Below are 18,668 nucleotides of genomic sequence, written 5' to 3'. Positions count from 1 at the left end.
TTAGCTCCAGTAGGGAAGTTTGCGGCCGCCGCCGATGTCGAGCCAACCGGCTGGCGCACCGAGCAATGCGGTTCGATCGCCGAGAATCGCCGTCGGTAGGTCATTGCCCTGAGACGTACCCGGGGCCTGCGCTGCGCCCGGTGCGAACGACAGCCCGTCTGCGTCGAGCGCGAGCCCGCCGTCGGCCTTCAGCTTGACGGCGAGCGGCGCGCCGGCCGTCCCATTGCCGCTCAGGCCAGCCGCCTGCGCGACAACAATCGGCAGCAGATCGCTGAGATTGACGGTGTATTGCGTCGCGCCGTCTGACAGCGTGAAAGTAATCGTGTGCGTCGCCGGGTCGTAGTTGACGATCTTCAGGAACTTGTCCGCCGGGACGCTTCCCACCGCCGCCGTGATCGCCGAGTTCATCTCGTCGCACGTCGGAATCGCATCGCCCTGCACATGGACCGAGCCGTTGCACTTCGTGAACACGGACGCGATCTTGACCGGATCGAATGCAATGCTTTCCACGGTGTCGGTGATACAGCACGCGAGCGCGCTACAGAGCGACGATGCGAGCGTTGCTGTGACTGCGTCGTCCTGCGCGATCGCGCTCACCACCTTCGAGACGTTGATCGATGGGTTCGGGTACGTGCCAGTCAGGTCGCCGCCCGCGGCGCCACTCGGCGGAAGCGAATCGGGAAATGCCTGCGCCAGCAATTGCGCGGCCTGCGAATCAGCGAGGATCCGCTGAATAGCGCGCACACCGTCGATGGTCGGATTCGGGTACGAGCCGTCGAGATCGCCACCGGCAACACCCGACGGCGGCAACGACGACGGGATCGCCGGAATCAACGAGTCCAGCAGCGTGACCAATAGCGTTCTCGCGCTCGAGTCGTCCATGATCCGGCTGATCGCCTTCAGGCCGTCGATCGTCGGATTCGGATAGTTACCCGCGAGATCGCCGCCGGCCGCGCCGCTCGGCGGGAGACTCGTCGGGGATTCGCCGCAGCAGCCGCCCATGTTCATTGCTCCAAGTAAAAATTCGTGGGACATCGACGCGGCAAACGCAATCACATAGGCTGCGCCCAGCGCCCCGTCGAGGATGAAGCGATAGCGGCCGGGCACCGCGATCGCGATCTGGTTGCACTTCCGGGTCATGACGACCTGACAGCCGGACATCATGTAGGGCGTGAAGTACTTGCCCTCGCCCGGCCCGTCGACCATTTCGACCCGCACGCTTTCGCCCGTGCCGAGGGCGTGCGCGCGAACGATCACCGGCTCGTCGTCGACCTGAATCGTCGGCGATACCGCGTCGAGCGTGTCGGGGCCGAAAAGCACCTGCGTATCCATGAACGCGGTGCGCTTCGTGCGGCTCGCGCCGCCACCATTCAGGGACATGGATTAGCCTCCGTTGCAGCGCAGATAGGCGATGAGCCAGTCGTGCGACATCTGCGCCGGATGTGCACGAACCAGCACGAGGCCAAGCGAAGGGGCGCCCCCGTCGGATCGCTGCAGCACGAAGCGATAGCGGCCGGGAATACCGATCGGCAATACCGTGCGCGTGTGCGTCAACGTCGACTGACCGTCGAACGGACAGAACGGCGCGAACATCGAGCCGGCGCCGTCGCCGTCGACCATTTCGACGCGCACTTCGTCGCCATCGGCCAAGTTGTACGCCTTCACGACGAGCGGATCGTGTTCGACCTGCACGATGTGCGAAACATTGCTGTCGCTCTGCGGCCCGAAAATCAGGCTCGCCGAATCGTTGTCGGCGCTCGCGCGATTGGCGCTGCGCCCGGAAAGGGATTGGTGCGCCATGTCAGTTCACTCCCGGACGCAGGCATTGCGCGATCGCCTGGTTGAGATTGCGCTGCATGTCCCACGCTGCCTCATCCTTCATCGGCACAAGCAGGATCGGGTTGTGCCAGTACAGCGAGCGCCGGCCGTGCTGGCCGACACCAGCTTCGTTGTAAGTGAACGTGCGCGGACCGAATGCCACCACGGCGCGACCGTCGGCAGTAAGGTTCTTCACCATCCCATCGCCGAAGAAGAGGTCGTACACGTAGTCGCCCGGTTCAACGTCGTAGCCGTCGAGTTTCATTGATGCCCTCAATAGCAAAAGAGCCCGTTACGGGCTCGGTAATTGACTGCCTTGCATGGCCTGAACGGCCGCGCCCTGCCGGCCATCGAGTGGCGGCGGCGGCGTTCCCGGCTGCATGGTTGGTTGCGCGCCGGGCGCGCCTGCGGCGCCCGGCTGCCCTGCCGATTGCGGTGGGCCGCCGAGCACATTCGAGATCTGCTGGTCGAGCTCGTTGTTCGGCATCCACTGCGACAGGTTGAAACCCTGCTCGTCGAGCCACTGGCGCAGCAGTTCCGACAACGCTTCCTTCGGAATGAGGCCGGCGGATGCGTATGGGGTGATCGTCTGCAACGTCTCGATGCTGCGGGCCTGTGCCTGTTCTTTCTGGAGGATGCCCTCGGCCCCCTTCGCGACGACCTTCGCGTCGGCCTTGATGGTCGGGTCCGGGTCATACAGCATGTTGAACGCCCAGAACTGCCCGATCATCGGCTCGATGCCGTCGCGGTCCATGTTGATGATGACGTTCTTGATGCCCTTCAACGCGCCGCCATACAGCAGCGACAGGCCGCCCATCGTGCGCGCGCCGCCGCCGACACCCGTGTTGCCGTAGGTGTATGCAGGGATGCCCGAGAAATCATCGGCGAGCTGCATTTGCCGGTCGAAGATCCGCTGCAGTTCGCCGGCAATGAACGGGGCAATCACGTATCGCACGGCCGGCCCGTTGCCGCTGTTGCTCGCCTTCGTGAAATAGACTTTCCACGGATGGATGCTGTCCGGGTTGTCCTCGGATTCCTCCAGGCGGTCGACGTCAACTTCGACCATCGGGCCGGCGGCGTGCGCCATGTTCTTGATGATGCTGCGCGCCGCGGCATTGGCGGCGCGCTGGATGTCGCGAATCAGTTGCGGGATGCCTTCGCCCCAGAACTGGCCCGGCAGCTTGTTAAAACTCGTCACGTGATACGGACGCCGGCCGAGCGGGTCGGGGTTCAGCAGCGCGCGGATCGCGTAGTCACCGACGAGCCAGACGTTGCACTCGTACTGCGCCTCGAGATCGTCGACGTCGACGCCCCATTCCTTCAGCTTGCTACCCTGCACGCGCCCCCAGAAATCGAGCACGTCGATGGTTTCGCTCGTGTGCCAGAGGGAGCCCTGCCGCTTCTCGTCGCGCGCCCGCGGCCCGTCGCTCGACAACCAGTCGCGAAACCCATGCTCAAACTCGTCGATCACCATCCGAATCGCGTCCTCGTCGAAGTTCGGCAAGCCGATACACTCGTACAGCTTGGACTTCGTCATCCTCATCCGCTCGATGAGGTTGTTCGCGTCCTGCGGGTCCGTCGCCTCGGGCGACGGATACAGGTCGAGTGGCGAAACGCGCTCGTCGACGAGCACAGGCTGCGACGCGACGACGAGCTCATTACCGTTCCACTTGAGCGAGCGTCGGTTACGAACAATCGGCCCCTTCAGCACGCCGCCGGGATACGTCACGATGTCGGACTGCCATTGCTCGAACACGGCCTTCCAACCGAATTCGGTCATCTGGTCGTTGATCTTGTCGGACATGCGCTTGCACGCATCGGACGCAACGCGCTGCATCTCCGCGAGCGCTACCTGCTTGAGCTGCTTGGCGCGCTCCTGATCGAGCACCATGTTCGGATACCCGCGCGCCACGATCTCGCGCATGACCAACTGCTCGACCTGTTGCATCAGCGAGTCAGGCAGATCCGGAATCGGTGTCGGGCTGATCGTCCACGGTTGATCCGCCGCATTCACCAGCACGTCCTTCAGCCACGACTCGGCCGCGCGACACTTCAGGCCCGTGATGTTCATGAAGACGTCGACGCCGCCGAGCTTCGGGATGTCGTCCGGATCGTATTCACCGTTGCGCTGCCGCGTGCACTGCAGCATCTTCTCCTCGATGCCGCTCGAGATCCGGTGCGTACGGTTGACGTTGAAGCACTCGCGCACGTGCGCGGCAAGGTCGCTAACCGGCGACTGCTCCTGCTGCTCGCGCGTCTCCTGAAACCGCGCGCCCGGCGGCGGCTGCGCGACGTCCGGCTGCGTTTTCATACCGATAAGGGAAACGGCGCTCATACAATCAGAAACTCCTGCTGGTTAGATCGCGATCGGCGGGCGGTCGCCGCCGGCCACTTCGCCGCGATGTCCTTGATGCCCGACAGGTCGTCGAGAAAGTCGTCGTGTCTGCCTGCCGGGAACGGCAGGTATTCCTCGTTCACAAACTGCGCAGTCAGGTCGCGCAGCTCGCCGTCGGCGCCGGTCTTCCACATCGTCGGCGGGAACCACCAGCGCTGCGCCTCGAAGTCAGGTGCCAGGCGCTCGATGCGTGCTTCCTTCGGTCCCGATTCCGACAGCGGCTGCACCTTGAAGCGGTAGTTCTCGCGTCCCTGCGCTTCCTCCAGATACTCGATGTCTTGCTCGTGCCCGGTCTTTTTGTAGCCCGTCTCGATGGGCTTCCACTTCCGGTGCATCTCGATCACGGACGCGGCCCGCTGATTCAGCTTGAGCCGGTCGTACACCGCATCGAGCAGGTAGTAGTTCCGGTCCACGTGAAGGCCGACAACCACGATTGCCGTGTAGTCGCTGGTCTTCTTCTGCGTGCGCGCGGGGTCGACCAGCAGATAGCGGTTCATCATCCACACGGCGCGCATTACATCCTTCGACTCGTAGTAGCGCAGCCAGTCTTTCAGGAACGTGCCGCCGCCCTTCGTCGGCGGATTCTGCTGATACAGCGACAACCATTCGCGCGAGCCGACCGCGACGCGCTTTTGGTCGAGCGACTTCGCCGAGAAGCGCTCGGGTACCAGAGCCTCGCCCGGCGCGCGGCCGAGCTCGTCATCGTCCTCGGCGATCGCCGGCAGGTTCACGATCCGCCAGTTCTCCTGCGGGTGCTCGCGGATGAGCCAGCCTGCCAGGTCATCGTCATGCCAGCGCGTATGCATGATGATGAGGATCGAATCCTCGGCGAGCCGCGGATAGACCACCGACCGATACCAGTTCTTGACGTGCTCGCGGAACGTGTCCGAATCCGCCTCGGCCCGCGACTTGAACGGGTCATCGATGATGAACACCTTTGCCGGGAACCCGGTACCGCCGCCGCGGATCGTCACGCCGAGATACTTCCCGCTCTCGGTCGTCTGGAAATTCGCCTTCGCCGAACTGCTCGGGTTGAGGGCGAACTTCGGAAAGATGGCCCGGTGCATCGGCGAAGCGACAGAACTGCGCACCGCGCCGCCGTTCAGCTCGACGAGATCGTCACCATAGCTCGCCGCGATGATCGGCCAGTCCGGATGCCGGCCCATGATCCACGCCGGCGCCTTGCGCGACACGATCTCGCTCTTGCCGTGCTGCGGCGGCGCGAAGATCATGATGCGGCCGTGCCCGGCCGCGACTGCTTCCTCGATGACCTTCGCCAGATACCGGTGAAAGCGGTTCGCCCGATACCGCGGGTCGGTCATCAGCGAGTAGACAATCAGGCTGTCCCGCGCACTGGCGAGCATCCCGGCTATCTGCTCGTTACTCGTCGAACTCATACCCGGATGCAAGCAACATTTCCTTCGCCACGCGTTCGCGCAGCTCGGGCGTCATGTCGCCCGAAATGTCGGCGAACCCGACCGCACCCTTGTGGTTGTGGTCATGCACTTCCTTGAACATGCCGAGGTGCTGCCCGACCTTGATCGCCGCGTCGACGCGCGAATGCGTCTTGACCTCCATCCCGTCGCGGGTGATCTTCACGCCGGCGTACGCGATGCGCGCAGCGCGCGACAGATACCGCGTGTCCGGCACGTACACATCGCTGACGCCCTCGCCGAAGCACTCGGGGCAATCCGGATGCGGCAGCTTCAGCTTGTGATAACCAGTGCCGCCCTGCTCGTCGAACACGGCGGCCGGCAGTTCCTTCCCCTCGGCGGCGGCCTCGCGCTCTGCCTTCCGTTGATCCTTCTCCCACGCGTGCAAGTCCCGCTCGCGCTCGCCTGCCGTGCGCTGGTATCCGAAGTCGGTGCCGTAGCAGTAGCGGCAGCACAAGCGGCGATGTTGGATCAGCTCGTTCGCGTCAGCCTGGGCGACGTCCCACAGCAGGTTGACGATGTCGTCCTGCTCGATCTCCAACCGCTTGCGCAGCGCGGCCTCGCGCTCCTCGATGTACGCCTGCACTTCCGGATCCCGTAGCAGGCGGCTCGCAGCCGTCTCGGCGGAATTGCCGGTCGCCTTGTAGCCGGCGCGCTGATAGGCCGCCGACGCGTTCCGATCCTTCAGATACTCGTCGGCGAACCGTTGGCGCTTGGCAGAAAGCATGGCTTACAGGACGTGCGCGACGGCCGCACCAACAACGAGGCCGAACACGAGCGCCGCGACGATACGCGCGCCGATGCAGCAGCGGCAGTCGGTGCCGTAGGTGAGCGCAGCAAACGCGGCGCCGATGCGGCTGTCCTCGCGATCGCAGGGATTGATCTTCATCAGCGCTTCCTCGGCGGCGGGGGCGGCAACCGCTTCTTGCAAGGGCATCCCATACGTGACCTCCTGTGTCGTGAAAAATGACGTCGGCATCGACAGTTGCGCATTACGACGCCGATGCTTCGGCCGTGTCGGCGAGCGGGACGCTCGAAAGCACCTTCTTCAGGCAGTAGCCTTCCAGCTCCCACAGCTTCTTTCGGGCTTGCGCCAGCGCGTCGTCGGTCGACACCCGCACGCCTATCTCAGCATTGAACAAGGCCGGGTCGACGCAGGCGGAATGCCCGATCGCCACCGTGAATCCGTTCGGCAGCACGGCGAGCGCGATGGTGGAGCACGTGCCTTCGATGCGTTGCGCGTGCACCGTGAGCGATTCCACCAGTGCGTCGATCTGTTCCATGCGCACACGGCGGCCGGTCTGGCCGGTAGCCTGAATGGCCTGTTCGATCGATTGGTCTTGAGCTTTGGTCATGGTCACTCCAGGACGGTCCAGTCTTCGGCCAGCATGTCCGTCTGGCTGGCGAGCCAGCCCATCAGGATCTCGCCGGTCGCCGTTTTCATCGTGATGCACGGCAGCACGTCGGCCGTGCCACCGTTCGCCGCGGCATAGTCGCGGTTCGGGCCGGCCCAGAATTTCTCTGCCGGCAGCGCGGCCGAGCCCGGCGAGTAGGCAAGCCACATGCCCTTACCGTTCCAGCCCGCGCGTGCGACGCGCTTGCCTTGCTTCAGCAGCTCGAGCGCGTGGCCGAACGGCAGTCCCGCAACGGAGCGATACGCACGCTCAAACACATCCTTCGGCGACCAGCTCACGTAACCAGCGAAATGCGGGGTGTTGGCGGGGCCGCCGTCGACGTACTCGACGAGATAGCCCTCGTCGGCGCCGTTCTCGTCGGTAGGCAACGCCCATCCGCGAAACGCGTTGTATTCGGCGCGGGTCATGCGGTGGGCGTTGATGATCTTCAGGCCCACGAATCGGGGCATGTCAGTGGTCTGGGCTTCGGGCATCGCGGCTCCGGGGTGGAAATGAAAAACGCCCGCGCAGGGCAACCTGACGCGGGCGTGGAAATGAAAAAACCCGCACTAGGCGGGTTTCGGGCGCACCTGTGGCGGTGCAATGGGGCCTATTTTCAGCACGAAATGCTGAAAGGTCAAGCGATCAAATGTTCTCCTTGCCGGAACCTGCCATGACCCCCGCCGCGAGTTGCGCCGCAACCTCCGCGATATATTGCGGCTCAACAGATTGGCGACGGTGCAATTGCTCGTGGATTCGCTCGAACGTCAACACTGCGGCGACAGCAGCCGTGTCGATAGCATAAAGCGAACCCGGACTATTCAGAGTCATGTCGAAACGGTCTTCGATACTGATACTCATCGTGTACCCCGGAAGATAGTTGTAAGAGAGTCAATGAGTATATCGATTTGGCCCCATCTTGATTTTCACCGTTTGCGCTACTTTTCCCCTGCCTACGCGTCGCCAACCTGACCGATCAATCCGGCGTCGTGCAGCAAGTCGTCGACGCGCTCATACGCGCGGTCAAACTCCCCCTTCTCGCCTCGCGTACCGATTAGCGCAGCCTCGATCATCGCCGCGTGCTTAGCAACCGTGTTGCGATCGACGCCGTACTGCTTCCCGAGCGCGGTGTATTCCGATTGCTGCCCGGTCAGCACGTTGCGCACGAGCGCGCGGCGCAGCCGTTCGTTGCTCAGGCAACCGGAGAACAGCACGGCCGTGTATCGCGCGAGCCAATCGAGCATCGCAGCCCACTCCTTGTTCGGACGGTGCTTCGAGCAGCATGCCGCGCCGCACGCGCACGGCAGATCCGGCGGCGCGTAGCGACCGATCAGCACGGCCTGCTGCGCCGGCGAAAGCTTATCGACCTCCGCGCGCACCATGCCCGCCTGTCCGGCGCCGTCGATGCCGCCGAGCCCGCGCCCTGAGCCCGGCGGCGAGTACATCACCGCCATGGCGGACTTTCCGTATTGCTGCGTGCTGTACGTGAACGCGTAGCGCAGCGCGTGCTCGGTGCTCTTGAACAGCGGCTCAATCGCCGCGCGCGGCGCGGTCGTCGTATCGTCGTGGTCGAAAATGGTCATGCAGCCCTCGTCATCAATTCCCGTAAATCCTCACCTTTCCCCGCTACCGTCCGAACGCGCGCAGCACGGTCGCGATCGCCGCGCCGCTGCGTACGTGTTCGCCCGGAAAGCGCAGCAGACGCCAGCCGGCGAGCGTCGCCGCGTTATATTTCTCGCAATCGCGCGCGTAGCCGTCGCCGCGCGTGTGGCGGCCGCCGGCGTGCGTGCCTCCCTCCACCTCGACCGCGATCATGGCGTCCGGCCAGGCAAAGTCGAAGCGCCAGCGGCGCGACGCGTCGAACTGGAACTCGCGCGCGGGCGCCGGCAACTGCGCTGCACGTGCGTGTATCGCGAACATTTCCTCGATCGCGCTCGGCGCCCGCGGTACCGCTGCGCGCTTGCCGGCTCCAACCATGCGCGCGAGCGTAGATTCGAGCGGCACCGGCGCCGACGAATGCATCGTCCGCGCTGCGCCCTCAATCTGAGCAAGGATCATAGGCATCACCGATGTTTTACCGACGCTCGATGCATGCACCATGGAGATCGGCGCCGGCTTGCACCCGATCTCGTCACGGATCCGCGCGGTGCCGATGTAGCCAGAATTGCGTTTGCGCATGGTCATTGGTACGCCCTCAACTTCTTCACGTCGGTGCCGATATACGTGGCATGACCAAATTTTTCGACAGAGCAATGGCCGACGAGATCGGCTACGGGAACGCGACGGCGATCGCAGCTATCGCGGCAGACACGCACATCGACATCGCCCGCATGAACGCCATGCGGAAGGCAAAAGGCCGGCCGACGATCGAGGAAGAGGAAGAGTCCGACCGAGCGTGGTTCCGGGAGCGGATGGCGGCAGGCAAACGGTTCGACCCTGACGTCGAGGCGTGGGCGCGAGGCGAGTAGCGAAGCCACTGTCATCGGCTTTCCCCTACGCGGGCGGCGTCGATGACGGCGTCCAGGCGCTCGCCGTTTGGACAGTCGGCACCGAGACGGACAAGGGAGTGATGACCAGCCACCACGAACAACGATGATTCGTTCCAGTACTGGGCCCGCAGCCACCGATACCGCTCCGCGCAGAGCTTGTCGTCGTCCGTCGGCCCCGCTGCCCGAGCGGAGAGTGCGGCCCGCCAACCGATGCGCGCCGATTCTTTGTCGCCGACATAGACCTTGCGGGCAGGATCGCCGTGCCATGCTTCGAACGCGTCCGCGCACGCCTCATTGGCAGATGCGGCCCGGGCTTCCTCCAAGGCTGCGCGGACGGCTTCGCACGCGCACTCCATCGCGATCCGCTCGCCTTGCGCATACTCGGCAGGCAAGCCGGTATCCCAGTTCCGCTGATATTCGGCGAGCGCGTCCAGAGCAATTTCGAACGCTGCCTGCTCAGGCGCCGGAAGCGCGTCGAACCGCGCTGCGAGGATGGCGCGAGCAAATGCACGCCGAAGGGCGACTCGCGTGTCGATGCCTTTCGTGACTGCTTCGTTGTGGATGCGGATGCCCGGAAGCGCGCTCCAAACGGCGTCGATGCGATCGTCCGTCAGCGCATCAGCGCAGTTCGTCTGTTGTTTGCTCATCACGACACCTTCCGTTCACCGGTTTCGAACGCCTCGCGGCCATCGAACGCGCTATGCACAATCACGTCCGGATCCTCGTCATCCGCAGTCGGGTTGCACGAGCAACCGTTCGGCGCGTGCTCGCGCAGATCGCCGCGCGGAATGACGTGCCGCTTACCGTTGAGGCGCACAACGCGCCAGCCTGCCATGTTGCTCATGCGAAATCCTCGCGTCGGTCGGTGGAATCCCACCATGGGTTTTCGATCGGTGCATGTCGCGGCACCGGGGTAGACGCACGCCACGCGGGCCGGGCGATCGCTGCTGCGCGGCTCTGCACTGCGGGCGGTGCGGATGCGGTTTGTTCAGGTTCGCGGGAAACCTGAACGTCACCTGAACAAACCTGAACAATTCCGCCTTCGGGAAACGCCTTGCCGAGCGCGTCATACGCAACGCGGTAGACGTTCGTCGGCTTCGTCGGTTGGCCCGTCTCGTACTCGGCGACAAGCCGCCGCGCCCATGCCTTCGGGTCGATACTCATCGTTCACCGTCCTCCGGGTCGGCCAAGCCGGCCATGATTCGCGCTTGGTATCGCGGATAGCCTTCCTCGACGAGGTCGAGATATCGTTGCCAGTCGCGATCGATGCCCGGGTAGTGGCAGCCAGCGCACCAGCTCGACCCGAACACCTCGGTTTCCTTGCGGCAGCGCCGGCATCGCGTGACGATTCGGTCGCTCATGCCGCAAGCCCTCCCGGCGCCCTTCTGGCGGCGTCCAGTTTCGCGACACACTGGTCGCGTGCGAGGCCGTGCGTGCTCACACCGAGGCGCCGGCCCTCCGCCTCGAGCTCAACATCGGTCATCGATCGCAGCGGCTTCACGACGGCGCGCGGTGGCGCCGTCGCCTTCGCGACGAACGCATCGAGGAAACCAGCGTTCACGGCCGTTCGGTCGTGCTTCTGCGTACGCTCGGTGACTGCGAGGTCGTAGGCTCTGCGCAGCTGTGCGGCCGTCAGGCTCCACATCGCCACCGTCGTGTCCGAGACATCAAAGCGCGGGGTCTTGCCGCGTTCGAATTCCCACTGCGTCAGCAAAGCCACGATCTCGTCGGGGGGGAGCGCAGTCGGCAATGCCGCTGTCGCGCGGCCTGCGCCACCGCCATGCCCTTCGTTTGACTCACCCAATGGGGTCGTAGCAACACCACCCTTCAGACGCTCCTGAGCACCGCTTTCGCTCTGCGCAACATCCGACGGCGGCGGCGAGTTATCCACACCCCCACCACGTATCAAGTTCCCTACGTCGTCGTTAGAACCTATGGGTTTACCGGTACTGGTTCCGGTTCCGGTGTCGGATTCCCGGGGTAGTCCCGCGCCTGTCCCATGGGACAAATCATGGGAGTCCTGAGTGTGTCCCGGCTCTGTCCCGTGGGACAAATGGACGTCTACGGACGGCGCTTGAGCACCGGTCGCAGCCTTGGTTTTCTTAGCCGTCCGCTGCGCGGCTTTCCGCGTGCGCTCGCCGTCCCGGTGCGCCAGCATTTCGCGGACACGCTCTGTCATGGTGTCGTGATACAGCCGGCCGTCGTCAGCTCGCCACCAGCCACGCAGCAAGCGGTTCTTGTTCGCAACGAACTGGTCCATCGGCATCCCGAGACGCACGGCAATCAGCTCATCGTCGGCCGGAAGACTTCCGCAGGGCGTCTGTTCCCACGCGGTCATCCAAAGCATCAGCAGCCACGGCCGGATCTCAGGCGCAGCAAGAGCCCACGTGTCGGACTGGCGAATGCGTTCATGGTCCAGCTCAAATCGCCAGCCCTTCGCTCGCGTATCCGCCGGATACGGCGTCGGACGTAGTGAATCAGTCATACGCGTTCGGTCCTTAATACGGAAGCTCGTCGTCCGACAGCACGATCGGCGTGCGCGGCGGTGGCCGCGTGCCGACGGTCGGTAGCTCGGAAGGTGCGCGCGCCGTAGCCGACCCGGCGTCCACGAGAAGATCAAGTTGCACCGGCCGCGCGCGCAGCGCTTCCTGTCGTTGCCATTCGTGCTGGATGCGCGCACGCGCGATCGCGGCGTATTCCGGCATGACGTCAACACCGATGAAACGGAATCCCTCGCGCATAGCCGCCTTGCCGGTCGAACCGGAACCCATGAACGGATCGAGCACGGTTCCACCAGGCGGCGTTACGAGACGCACGAGATAAGCCATCAGCTCGGTCGGCTTGACGGTCGGGTGGTGGTTCCCGTTGCGTGCCGGCCAGTCCGCGTTCTCGCGCTCGCGCATGGTCGCGTTCGTTTCGACGGCCGGCGCGTCGCTGCCGCCGACGCCCTCGTTGCGGTCGGCGCGCGATGCCTTCGCGCAGTAAAAGAAGCGCGCCGCGCTCCCTGCATCGCCGTGGAACGTCGAGCCGTGCTCGTCGACATTGCCGGCGAAAGCGCCATAGGTCGATCGAAACTTGTCGCTCCCGCGGCGATGCACGGGCGCAGCGGCGCCCCGCTCGCCGAATGTAGCGTACTCATCGAGCACTTCACGAGAGCCGTCGTGGATCACGTTCGCGGGCCAGCGGCCCGACTCGCTTCCATTCGTTCCGGGCGTCGGCGTCCATCCGTCGTCGTTGACGAGCCCAAAGTCGTTCTCCGTTCTTGATCGAACCGTGCTTTCGCCAGATGGCACGCGGCATGCATCGATGTTCAGTCCACCGACGCCGTGCTGTAGCACGTTCGCCGCGACAGTCCCCTCAAGCGGCTTGCGTGCGACGACGATCGGCTCGTGCGCCGGCTTAAGCGCAGTGCCCCAACCGTCCCACTGGCGCGCGGCATCCGTCGCCGGCGCCGTCACGGTTGGCACGTATTCGCGGCCGTTGTCTTTGATCCATGAACCAGTCGCATTCTGGTCGGCGCCGGGAATCATCCGCTTTACGGCCTTACCTTCGGCCAACACCTCCCGCTCTGCGCCCGCAGCCTTATCGATCGCCTTCGACACGTCGAGCGACTTCGGAAAGCCGGAGCCGTATTCCCATGCGAGTTCGGAGCCCAAACCAATCTGTTCGTTCAGCAGTTCCAACAGGGCGCCGCGCTGCTCGGCGTTCAAGCTTTCCCAGAGCGGACCATACTTCGTGTCGGGACTGCACTCGAAGCGAACCCGGTCGCGGATCTCGAATCCTGCATCCTCGATTGCGCACGCCATGCGGTGATACGTGCGCGAGCCGGAAAACGCCAGCAAGTGACCGCCGGGCTTCAACACACGAAGGCACTCGGCCCACACCACGACGTCGTTCGCGACGCCGGTGCGGTCCCAAGCCTTTCCCATGAATCCGAGCTCGTAGGGCGGATCGGTCACGATCGCGTCCACTGAAGCGTCGCCAAGCGTGCGCAAAACCTCGCGACAATCGCCCACAAGGCAATGCGCAACTCCTTCACGCATCGCCGTCCCCGTCAGTACCATTTCCGGGCCTATTCATGGCCGCGACGCGGCGCCGCTCGGCGAGTAACCTTTCCATGTCGTCGGGACACGCCCACCAGCACAGCACGTCGCGGATCAGCTCGGAACGGCTCATGCCCGCGGCGCGCGCACGCTGCGTGATGACGTCGCTGACGATCTCAGGGACGGGGGCTTTTTCGATTTCGCAGAGTTTGCCGAGCGGGTGCGACGTGCCCGAGCGTGCGAACAGCACTTCATCATTGATGTCGTCGGGCATCACACGGCCTCCGCACTCGGAGTCGGTGCCGGTGACTGGGCAGCCGCTACGGCGTGGTCGGGAGACGCGTACACGTCTTCTAGCGTCCAAACAAAGCCTCGCGCTCCTGCAAAGCTAATCAGTCGGCGCGCCGTCTCAACAAGTGGATCGCAGTTGCCGTTCTCGTAGTGGGAGAGCGCGGATTGCGTAACTTCAATCCCAGCAGCTAACTCAGCTTGGGAGAGCTGGAGGGTCTTCCGAAGGTGGCGGACGTTGTTCATGCACGAATATTAGAATTTCTATCACCTTGGGTCAAGAGAACTTCTAATCATCGAGTCACGCAAATATTAGTCACGCTATTTAGCATTCGCCTATGGCTACAGTAGAAAAGCGCCCTTTGACGGTGGAAGAGTTGGCGGACCGTGACCGCTTGGTTGCGGCGTGGAACCGCTACAAGAGCGAGCATCCCGGCGCATCGCAAACATGGCTCGCCGAAGAGACTGGCTTGGGAACGCAGGGACTCATAAGCCAGTACTTCCGCGGCGTCATCCCTCTCAATGTACGGGCGCTCCTGGCAATCTGCGCACGGATAGGGGCAGACCCAAGTCACATCAGCCCTACGCTCGCACGAGATGTTCCGCCGAGCCACGGAAGCATCGATTTGGCGGAAGTCAGCCCGGCGGCCCGCGAGGTTATTGAGGCCATCCTAAGAGCCGACAGATCCGGGGAGCCCGCCCAAACCTTCAAATTTATGCTTCGGATGCTTCCGGACGAAAACGAACCTCTGGGACGGCTGAATCCGTAGCAACCTCATCAATGTGGCGTGACGCCGACTCGCCGCCTAGTGGTTCGAGTGCCCAGTCGTCAGCTATCAGCGTGCGCGTTATAACGTAACCGCACCGATCCTCACTTATGCTCAACACCGGGCGGTCGAGCCCAATAATCCATTCAGTCGCAGTGTGCGGCCTACGGACCAGCACGAGCTCTCCTTTCACAAGTACGTTCCAAGCCGTCGTGACGCGCACCGTGTCCCCCGGCTTGAACCGAGGCTTAGTCGTTTTCGCTACTCCCTTCACCCTTCACCCCGCACGTCGATTACAAGCCAAACCACTGTATGCATATACAGCAGTTTAGTCCCGAAAATGGGGAGCCTTCAACTGCTATCGTCCGACGACTATCGGATCGATGTCCGCGCCGCGTCGGCACAGGCACCTTCCGGTAAAGCCGGCTGAAAGCTCGCATTCATCGTATCGAAAAATGAAACTTTTCGACGCATCATTTCGGACAGTCAAATTTCGTCAAAGGGGACCTTGCAAAACATCGTCTGCGCGGAGATCGGCAAACGTTTGCTCTCAAGCTATTGGCGAATAAGGGATATTACCTGGTCAGGACAACCCACCACGACAATAATGCGAGTGCACGAATAACGCGTTTTGTTGTGCCGTCACAACAAATTGTCGACTAATTTAGTTTGAGGTTTTCCTTACATTTTAAGGATTAACCTACTGTCAACTCTGACAGGAATTCCGATATACGACCCTTTTGCAACACGTCACCCCCCTTTTGCAACGCCGTACCGCCCTTTTACAACGCGTCACCACCCTTTTGCAACACGCCTTAGCTTGACATTAATTAACACGCAATAAATTCGCGCCCTATTGTGCATATCTGTTTTGCGATCCTATATTCGTATTCCGGAATGCCAGCGAAGTCGGCGCAAGCGATCTTCGGCGTCTGATGAATGCCTTGAATGACATGGTGGACTCAATCGACGCTCGAGATGCGCTAGAGCGCAAAATCCGACACCGCTTGGTCGCCTGAGACCGACCGCGACACTACTTGCGGAGCTTTTCAACTCCGCCGCTCGAACCCCTCCCGCCAGAGCGTCGCGCCGACCGAAGTCAGTAGCGCAATCTGATCATCCTCGAACCGCCCCGGCGCCTCCGCCAGCCGGTACACGTCTCGTCCAGATTCCGGATCACCCTTCCCTCCACATGCAGCCGCTCGACGAGCGTGATAGGTCGCATGGCCTCAGGGGCGACTCGTGGCAACCCTCCAGGCCAAACGATCGTCGGCTGTTACAAATTTCCGCCAAGACGTATTAGAAGTTCTCTTGACTCATTAAAAGAGAACTTCTAATATCCATCCCAACGTAGCCCACCCCGCTGCGTCACGCAACGCGCCGCAGCCTGTAGCCAAGGCGCTCGTTCTTTGACAACTAGGGGTTTGGGGAGGGTGCGCGCACCGACGCGTCGTCGGTCTATCGCGCTCCGCCCCAATCCTCTGTTGTCATCGAACATCTTTCGATGGATGAACCATGCAGAAGAAAATCAACGACATGATTCGTAGTGCGAATGACTGGAAGGTCAGTTTCGCAGCCGGCTCGTACATCGAGTCGGTCACGATCGACGGCGCGCTGGCAGCAACCGAGGCGCATGCGCAGGAATGCGCGATCGCATTCTGGGAAGAGCAAGGCATTCCGCACGGCAATCTGACGGTCGTACCGCTGCCGCGCGTGTTGCCCCTTCTGCCGTTCTGAGCGAGGCACGCAATGCGCAAATCTCAATCGATCCGTGCCGCGCGGAAGGCGGCCGAGAAGCGGAAGTACGACGCGTTCCTGCTCGACACCTTCGACAAGCTCGAGCACACCGACCGACGCAATCAGCGCGACCAGGCGGCCGAAGTGCGCCGCAAGGCTCGCGGCCGTCTGTGAGGCACGCCATGCGCCCTCAATCCCTTTTGCTCTCGCGCGCCGGCCAGATCCTCGGCGGTCTGGTCGATCGCGAACATGCGGCGCTCACCGACGCGGCCGACCACGAGGCGTCGCTCGAGCAGGATGCGACCGATGCTGTCGGCGTGGCCGAGATTGCCGCCGCGCTGTACGCACTCCCGGAATCCGCGCACGTCCGCTGCGTCCGGGCATGCCTCGACGGAGATCCGCGCGAAGCCGGGCTCGTCCTGATCTATGCGTTCAACCGGGCCGTCGACGCCGAAGTCGCGCGCATTCGCGCCGCCGACGCGCAAGCCATCGCTGATTCGCGGAGTGACGTATGACGATCAATCTGTCCATCGTCGGCATCGCTTGGCTGCTCGCCGGAATCAGCCTGTGCCGCCTCAACCTGCGCACGGCGGCCGGACAGCGCGCCAGCTTCGCCGCGCCGATCGCCCTGTTCATCGCCTCCCTGCTCGCTCTGTACGTTTACGTCGCGGCAGGCGACGGCGCCGACGACATGCAGACCGAACGCACCACGCAAACGATACGAGGCGGCGCATGAAAACCGCCCGCCTCCTGCTGCTGCGTCCCGCTCCGGACAACGCGCTGTTGCGCGCCGCCACGCACCGCCCGTCTCGTCTACACCGCGCGCTCGCGGCGGCATTCTGGATCGCCGTCTATGGCGGCGGCGCCGGCGCAGCTATGTGGCTCGCCGTGGCGCTTCGCGTCGGAGGCGCGTGATGGGCGAGATCGCTGAATCGATGCTCGACGGCTCTTGCTGCGAAGTCTGCGGCGCGTGGCTCGGCGAGCCCGTCGGCTACGCGGTCGCGTGCAACGAGTGCAGCGAAAGCGACAGCCTGATGTCGGACGGCCAGGTGCGCCGCGCACGCAACCGCGAGCAGTCGAACCGGCTGCTGCGCGAGAACGGCTACGACTTCGACGTGCGCAACGGCGCCGCGCACCTCATCGTGCGTACGGCCCGCGGCATCGTCGACTTCTGGCCCGGTACCGGCAAGTGGATCACGCGGTTTCCCGTTGCCGGCGCGAAAGTCGCCGATCGCGGCGTCAAGAACCTGATCGCCTTCGCCGCACCGTCGCCAGCCGCGGCCGCGTCGCCGGCCGCCTCTATCGAAATTCGCTGGACGCCCCACATGACCGCCCTCGCGGTCTGGGCCTATCAACAAGCCGGTTTTGCCGTGAACGGTCTGCCGGCCGACTTCAAGGAATGGGAAGCATGAACGCACGTGAACAATGGCTCGCCGACCGTCAGGCCGGCATCGGCGGCAGCGATGCCGCCGCCGCGCTCGGCGTCAGCCGCTACAAAACGCAGTACCAGCTCTGGGCCGAGAAAACCGGCCGCCTGCAGCCGGAAAACCTCGACGACATCGAGCGGATCCGCTTCGGCAACCTGATGGAAGAGATCATCGCGCGCGAATACGCTCGTCGCAACGGCGTCAAGGTGCAGCGCCGGAACGCGAGCATCGAGCATCCGAAATACCCGTGGATGCGCGCGAACGTCGATCGCCTCGTCGTAGGCGCGCGGCGCGGCCTCGAATGCAAGAACGTCGATTCAATGGCGTTCCGCTTCGGCGAATGGGGTGAGCCCGGCACGGACCAGGTGCCGGACGAATACCTCATGCAGTGCCACCACTACATGATCGTGCTCGACTTTCCCGAGTGGCACCTCGCCGCGTGCGTCGGCGGAAACAAGCTCTGCACGTACATCATCCAGCGCGACGCCGAGCTCGAGGAAACGATCATCGAGCGCGAGTATGCCTTCTGGCAGTACGTCCAGCGCGAGGAAGCGCCGTCCCTCGACTACGAACATGCGACGACCGAAGCACTGCTCAAGCGCATGTATCCCGGGACCGACGGCGACGCGATCGTCCTGCCCGCCGAAATCTCGCACTGGCACGCCGTGAAGCGCGACGCGGACGAACGCAGGAAGGTCTACGAGTCCGTCAGCGACGCCGCGAAGAACCACATCCTCGAAGCGATGGGCAACGCTGCTGTCGGCGAACTCGCCGGCGTCGGCAAGTACACACGCAAGACCGTGGCGCGCAAGCCCTACGCCGTCGAAGCAAGCGAGTACGTCGACTTCCGATTCACCAAGGCCAAGGAATAACCGAG

General features: G+C 63.5%; 28 protein-coding genes. 8 read left to right on the top strand and 20 right to left on the bottom strand.

What is annotated here, in order from left to right:
* The 12 genes from G3O06_RS07725 to G3O06_RS48940 all read right to left on the bottom strand — a co-directional run bounded on the left by G3O06_RS07725 (position 1) and on the right by G3O06_RS48940 (position 9,293).
* Complete coding sequence (locus G3O06_RS07725; protein ID WP_205815629.1) at positions 1-1,380, bottom strand: hypothetical protein; 1,380 nt, start codon at positions 1,378-1,380, stop codon at positions 1-3.
* A 3-nt stretch (positions 1,381-1,383) separates the two neighbouring features.
* Entirely contained in the window at positions 1,384-1,800 is a 417-nt protein-coding gene (locus tag G3O06_RS07720) for a hypothetical protein (RefSeq protein WP_205815628.1), read from the bottom strand.
* 1 nt (position 1,801) lies between these two features.
* Positions 1,802-2,083: a hypothetical protein gene (locus tag G3O06_RS07715; protein WP_205815627.1), complete on the bottom strand. Its 282-nt coding sequence runs from the start codon at positions 2,081-2,083 to the stop codon at positions 1,802-1,804.
* Positions 2,084-2,110: 27 nt separating this feature from the next.
* The gene (locus G3O06_RS07710) at positions 2,111-4,153 is read right to left on the bottom strand and encodes a hypothetical protein (RefSeq protein WP_205815626.1); all 2,043 of its coding nucleotides are present in this window, start codon (positions 4,151-4,153) and stop codon (positions 2,111-2,113) included.
* Positions 4,150-5,610 carry a terminase family protein gene (locus G3O06_RS07705; protein WP_205815625.1) on the bottom strand — a complete coding sequence of 487 codons (1,461 nt, stop codon included), beginning with the start codon at positions 5,608-5,610 and terminating at the stop codon, positions 4,150-4,152. Before G3O06_RS07705 ends, G3O06_RS07710 begins: the two co-directional genes overlap by 4 nt.
* Positions 5,594-6,373: a terminase small subunit gene (locus tag G3O06_RS07700; RefSeq protein WP_205815624.1), complete on the bottom strand. Its 780-nt coding sequence runs from the start codon at positions 6,371-6,373 to the stop codon at positions 5,594-5,596. Before G3O06_RS07700 ends, G3O06_RS07705 begins: the two co-directional genes overlap by 17 nt.
* 3 nt (positions 6,374-6,376) lie before the next feature.
* A complete protein-coding gene (locus G3O06_RS07695; protein WP_205815623.1) occupies positions 6,377-6,583 on the bottom strand; it encodes a hypothetical protein in 207 nt (68 codons plus the stop codon).
* 55 nt (positions 6,584-6,638) lie between these two features.
* Positions 6,639-7,001, bottom strand: coding sequence for a Gp49 family protein (locus tag G3O06_RS07690; RefSeq protein WP_241019587.1), 363 nt, complete (start codon positions 6,999-7,001; stop codon positions 6,639-6,641).
* Between the two features lie 2 nt (positions 7,002-7,003).
* Complete coding sequence (locus G3O06_RS07685; RefSeq protein ID WP_241019577.1) at positions 7,004-7,534, bottom strand: DUF2829 domain-containing protein; 531 nt, start codon at positions 7,532-7,534, stop codon at positions 7,004-7,006.
* A 151-nt stretch (positions 7,535-7,685) separates the two neighbouring features.
* Positions 7,686-7,901: a hypothetical protein gene (locus tag G3O06_RS07680; protein WP_205815621.1), complete on the bottom strand. Its 216-nt coding sequence runs from the start codon at positions 7,899-7,901 to the stop codon at positions 7,686-7,688.
* A gap of 92 nt (positions 7,902-7,993) precedes the next feature.
* Positions 7,994-8,623 carry a DNA-binding protein gene (locus G3O06_RS07675; RefSeq protein ID WP_205815620.1) on the bottom strand — a complete coding sequence of 210 codons (630 nt, stop codon included), beginning with the start codon at positions 8,621-8,623 and terminating at the stop codon, positions 7,994-7,996.
* A gap of 43 nt (positions 8,624-8,666) precedes the next feature.
* A complete protein-coding gene (locus tag G3O06_RS48940) occupies positions 8,667-9,293 on the bottom strand; it encodes an endonuclease domain-containing protein (RefSeq protein WP_241019576.1) in 627 nt (208 codons plus the stop codon).
* Here G3O06_RS48940 and G3O06_RS07665 point away from each other — a divergent pair.
* Complete coding sequence (locus G3O06_RS07665; RefSeq protein WP_205815619.1) at positions 9,293-9,508, top strand: hypothetical protein; 216 nt, start codon at positions 9,293-9,295, stop codon at positions 9,506-9,508. The two genes, G3O06_RS48940 and G3O06_RS07665, sit on opposite strands and share 1 nt — an antisense overlap.
* A gap of 11 nt (positions 9,509-9,519) precedes the next feature.
* Here G3O06_RS07665 and G3O06_RS07660 read toward each other — a convergent pair whose 3' ends face one another.
* The 8 genes from G3O06_RS07660 to G3O06_RS07625 are packed head-to-tail and all read right to left on the bottom strand — an operon-like array spanning position 9,520 to position 14,106.
* Complete coding sequence (locus G3O06_RS07660; RefSeq protein ID WP_205815671.1) at positions 9,520-10,176, bottom strand: hypothetical protein; 657 nt, start codon at positions 10,174-10,176, stop codon at positions 9,520-9,522.
* Positions 10,176-10,373 carry a hypothetical protein gene (locus tag G3O06_RS07655; RefSeq protein ID WP_205815618.1) on the bottom strand — a complete coding sequence of 66 codons (198 nt, stop codon included), beginning with the start codon at positions 10,371-10,373 and terminating at the stop codon, positions 10,176-10,178. Before G3O06_RS07655 ends, G3O06_RS07660 begins: the two co-directional genes overlap by 1 nt.
* The gene (locus G3O06_RS07650) at positions 10,370-10,693 is read right to left on the bottom strand and encodes a hypothetical protein (RefSeq protein WP_205815617.1); all 324 of its coding nucleotides are present in this window, start codon (positions 10,691-10,693) and stop codon (positions 10,370-10,372) included. Before G3O06_RS07650 ends, G3O06_RS07655 begins: the two co-directional genes overlap by 4 nt.
* Positions 10,690-10,890: a hypothetical protein gene (locus G3O06_RS07645; RefSeq protein WP_205815616.1), complete on the bottom strand. Its 201-nt coding sequence runs from the start codon at positions 10,888-10,890 to the stop codon at positions 10,690-10,692. The genes G3O06_RS07650 and G3O06_RS07645 overlap by 4 nt, the downstream gene beginning before the upstream one ends.
* Entirely contained in the window at positions 10,887-12,014 is a 1,128-nt protein-coding gene (locus tag G3O06_RS48935; protein ID WP_241019575.1) for a hypothetical protein, read from the bottom strand. The genes G3O06_RS07645 and G3O06_RS48935 overlap by 4 nt, the downstream gene beginning before the upstream one ends.
* Positions 12,015-12,027: 13 nt before the next feature.
* A complete protein-coding gene (locus G3O06_RS07635; protein WP_346779494.1) occupies positions 12,028-13,572 on the bottom strand; it encodes a DNA methyltransferase in 1,545 nt (514 codons plus the stop codon).
* A complete protein-coding gene (locus G3O06_RS07630) occupies positions 13,565-13,846 on the bottom strand; it encodes a ribbon-helix-helix protein, CopG family (protein WP_205815615.1) in 282 nt (93 codons plus the stop codon). Before G3O06_RS07630 ends, G3O06_RS07635 begins: the two co-directional genes overlap by 8 nt.
* Positions 13,846-14,106: a helix-turn-helix transcriptional regulator gene (locus G3O06_RS07625; RefSeq protein ID WP_205815614.1), complete on the bottom strand. Its 261-nt coding sequence runs from the start codon at positions 14,104-14,106 to the stop codon at positions 13,846-13,848. The genes G3O06_RS07630 and G3O06_RS07625 overlap by 1 nt, the downstream gene beginning before the upstream one ends.
* A 2,036-nt stretch (positions 14,107-16,142) precedes the next feature.
* Here G3O06_RS07625 and G3O06_RS07620 point away from each other — a divergent pair.
* The 7 genes from G3O06_RS07620 to G3O06_RS07590 are packed head-to-tail and all read left to right on the top strand — an operon-like array spanning position 16,143 to position 18,663.
* Positions 16,143-16,364 (top strand): hypothetical protein, encoded by a 222-nt coding sequence (locus tag G3O06_RS07620; protein WP_205815613.1) that lies wholly within the window; start codon positions 16,143-16,145, stop codon positions 16,362-16,364.
* A 12-nt stretch (positions 16,365-16,376) separates the two neighbouring features.
* Positions 16,377-16,538, top strand: coding sequence for a hypothetical protein (locus tag G3O06_RS07615; RefSeq protein ID WP_205815612.1), 162 nt, complete (start codon positions 16,377-16,379; stop codon positions 16,536-16,538).
* Positions 16,539-16,546: 8 nt separating this feature from the next.
* The gene (locus G3O06_RS07610; RefSeq protein ID WP_205815611.1) at positions 16,547-16,879 is read left to right on the top strand and encodes a hypothetical protein; all 333 of its coding nucleotides are present in this window, start codon (positions 16,547-16,549) and stop codon (positions 16,877-16,879) included.
* The gene (locus G3O06_RS07605) at positions 16,876-17,100 is read left to right on the top strand and encodes a hypothetical protein (RefSeq protein WP_205815610.1); all 225 of its coding nucleotides are present in this window, start codon (positions 16,876-16,878) and stop codon (positions 17,098-17,100) included. Before G3O06_RS07610 ends, G3O06_RS07605 begins: the two co-directional genes overlap by 4 nt.
* The gene (locus G3O06_RS07600) at positions 17,097-17,279 is read left to right on the top strand and encodes a hypothetical protein (RefSeq protein ID WP_205815609.1); all 183 of its coding nucleotides are present in this window, start codon (positions 17,097-17,099) and stop codon (positions 17,277-17,279) included. The genes G3O06_RS07605 and G3O06_RS07600 overlap by 4 nt, the downstream gene beginning before the upstream one ends.
* Positions 17,279-17,776, top strand: coding sequence for a hypothetical protein (locus G3O06_RS07595; RefSeq protein WP_205815608.1), 498 nt, complete (start codon positions 17,279-17,281; stop codon positions 17,774-17,776). Before G3O06_RS07600 ends, G3O06_RS07595 begins: the two co-directional genes overlap by 1 nt.
* The gene (locus tag G3O06_RS07590; protein ID WP_205815607.1) at positions 17,773-18,663 is read left to right on the top strand and encodes a lambda-exonuclease family protein; all 891 of its coding nucleotides are present in this window, start codon (positions 17,773-17,775) and stop codon (positions 18,661-18,663) included. The genes G3O06_RS07595 and G3O06_RS07590 overlap by 4 nt, the downstream gene beginning before the upstream one ends.
* Positions 18,664-18,668 lie beyond the last annotated feature (5 nt).

This window comes from Burkholderia sp. Ac-20345 (assembly GCF_017104825.1).
Taxonomy (GTDB): Bacteria; Pseudomonadota; Gammaproteobacteria; order Burkholderiales; family Burkholderiaceae; genus Burkholderia; species Burkholderia lata_B.
Note: the sequence above shows the minus strand (reverse complement) of the source record. Positions and strands in the feature narration are given on the sequence as shown.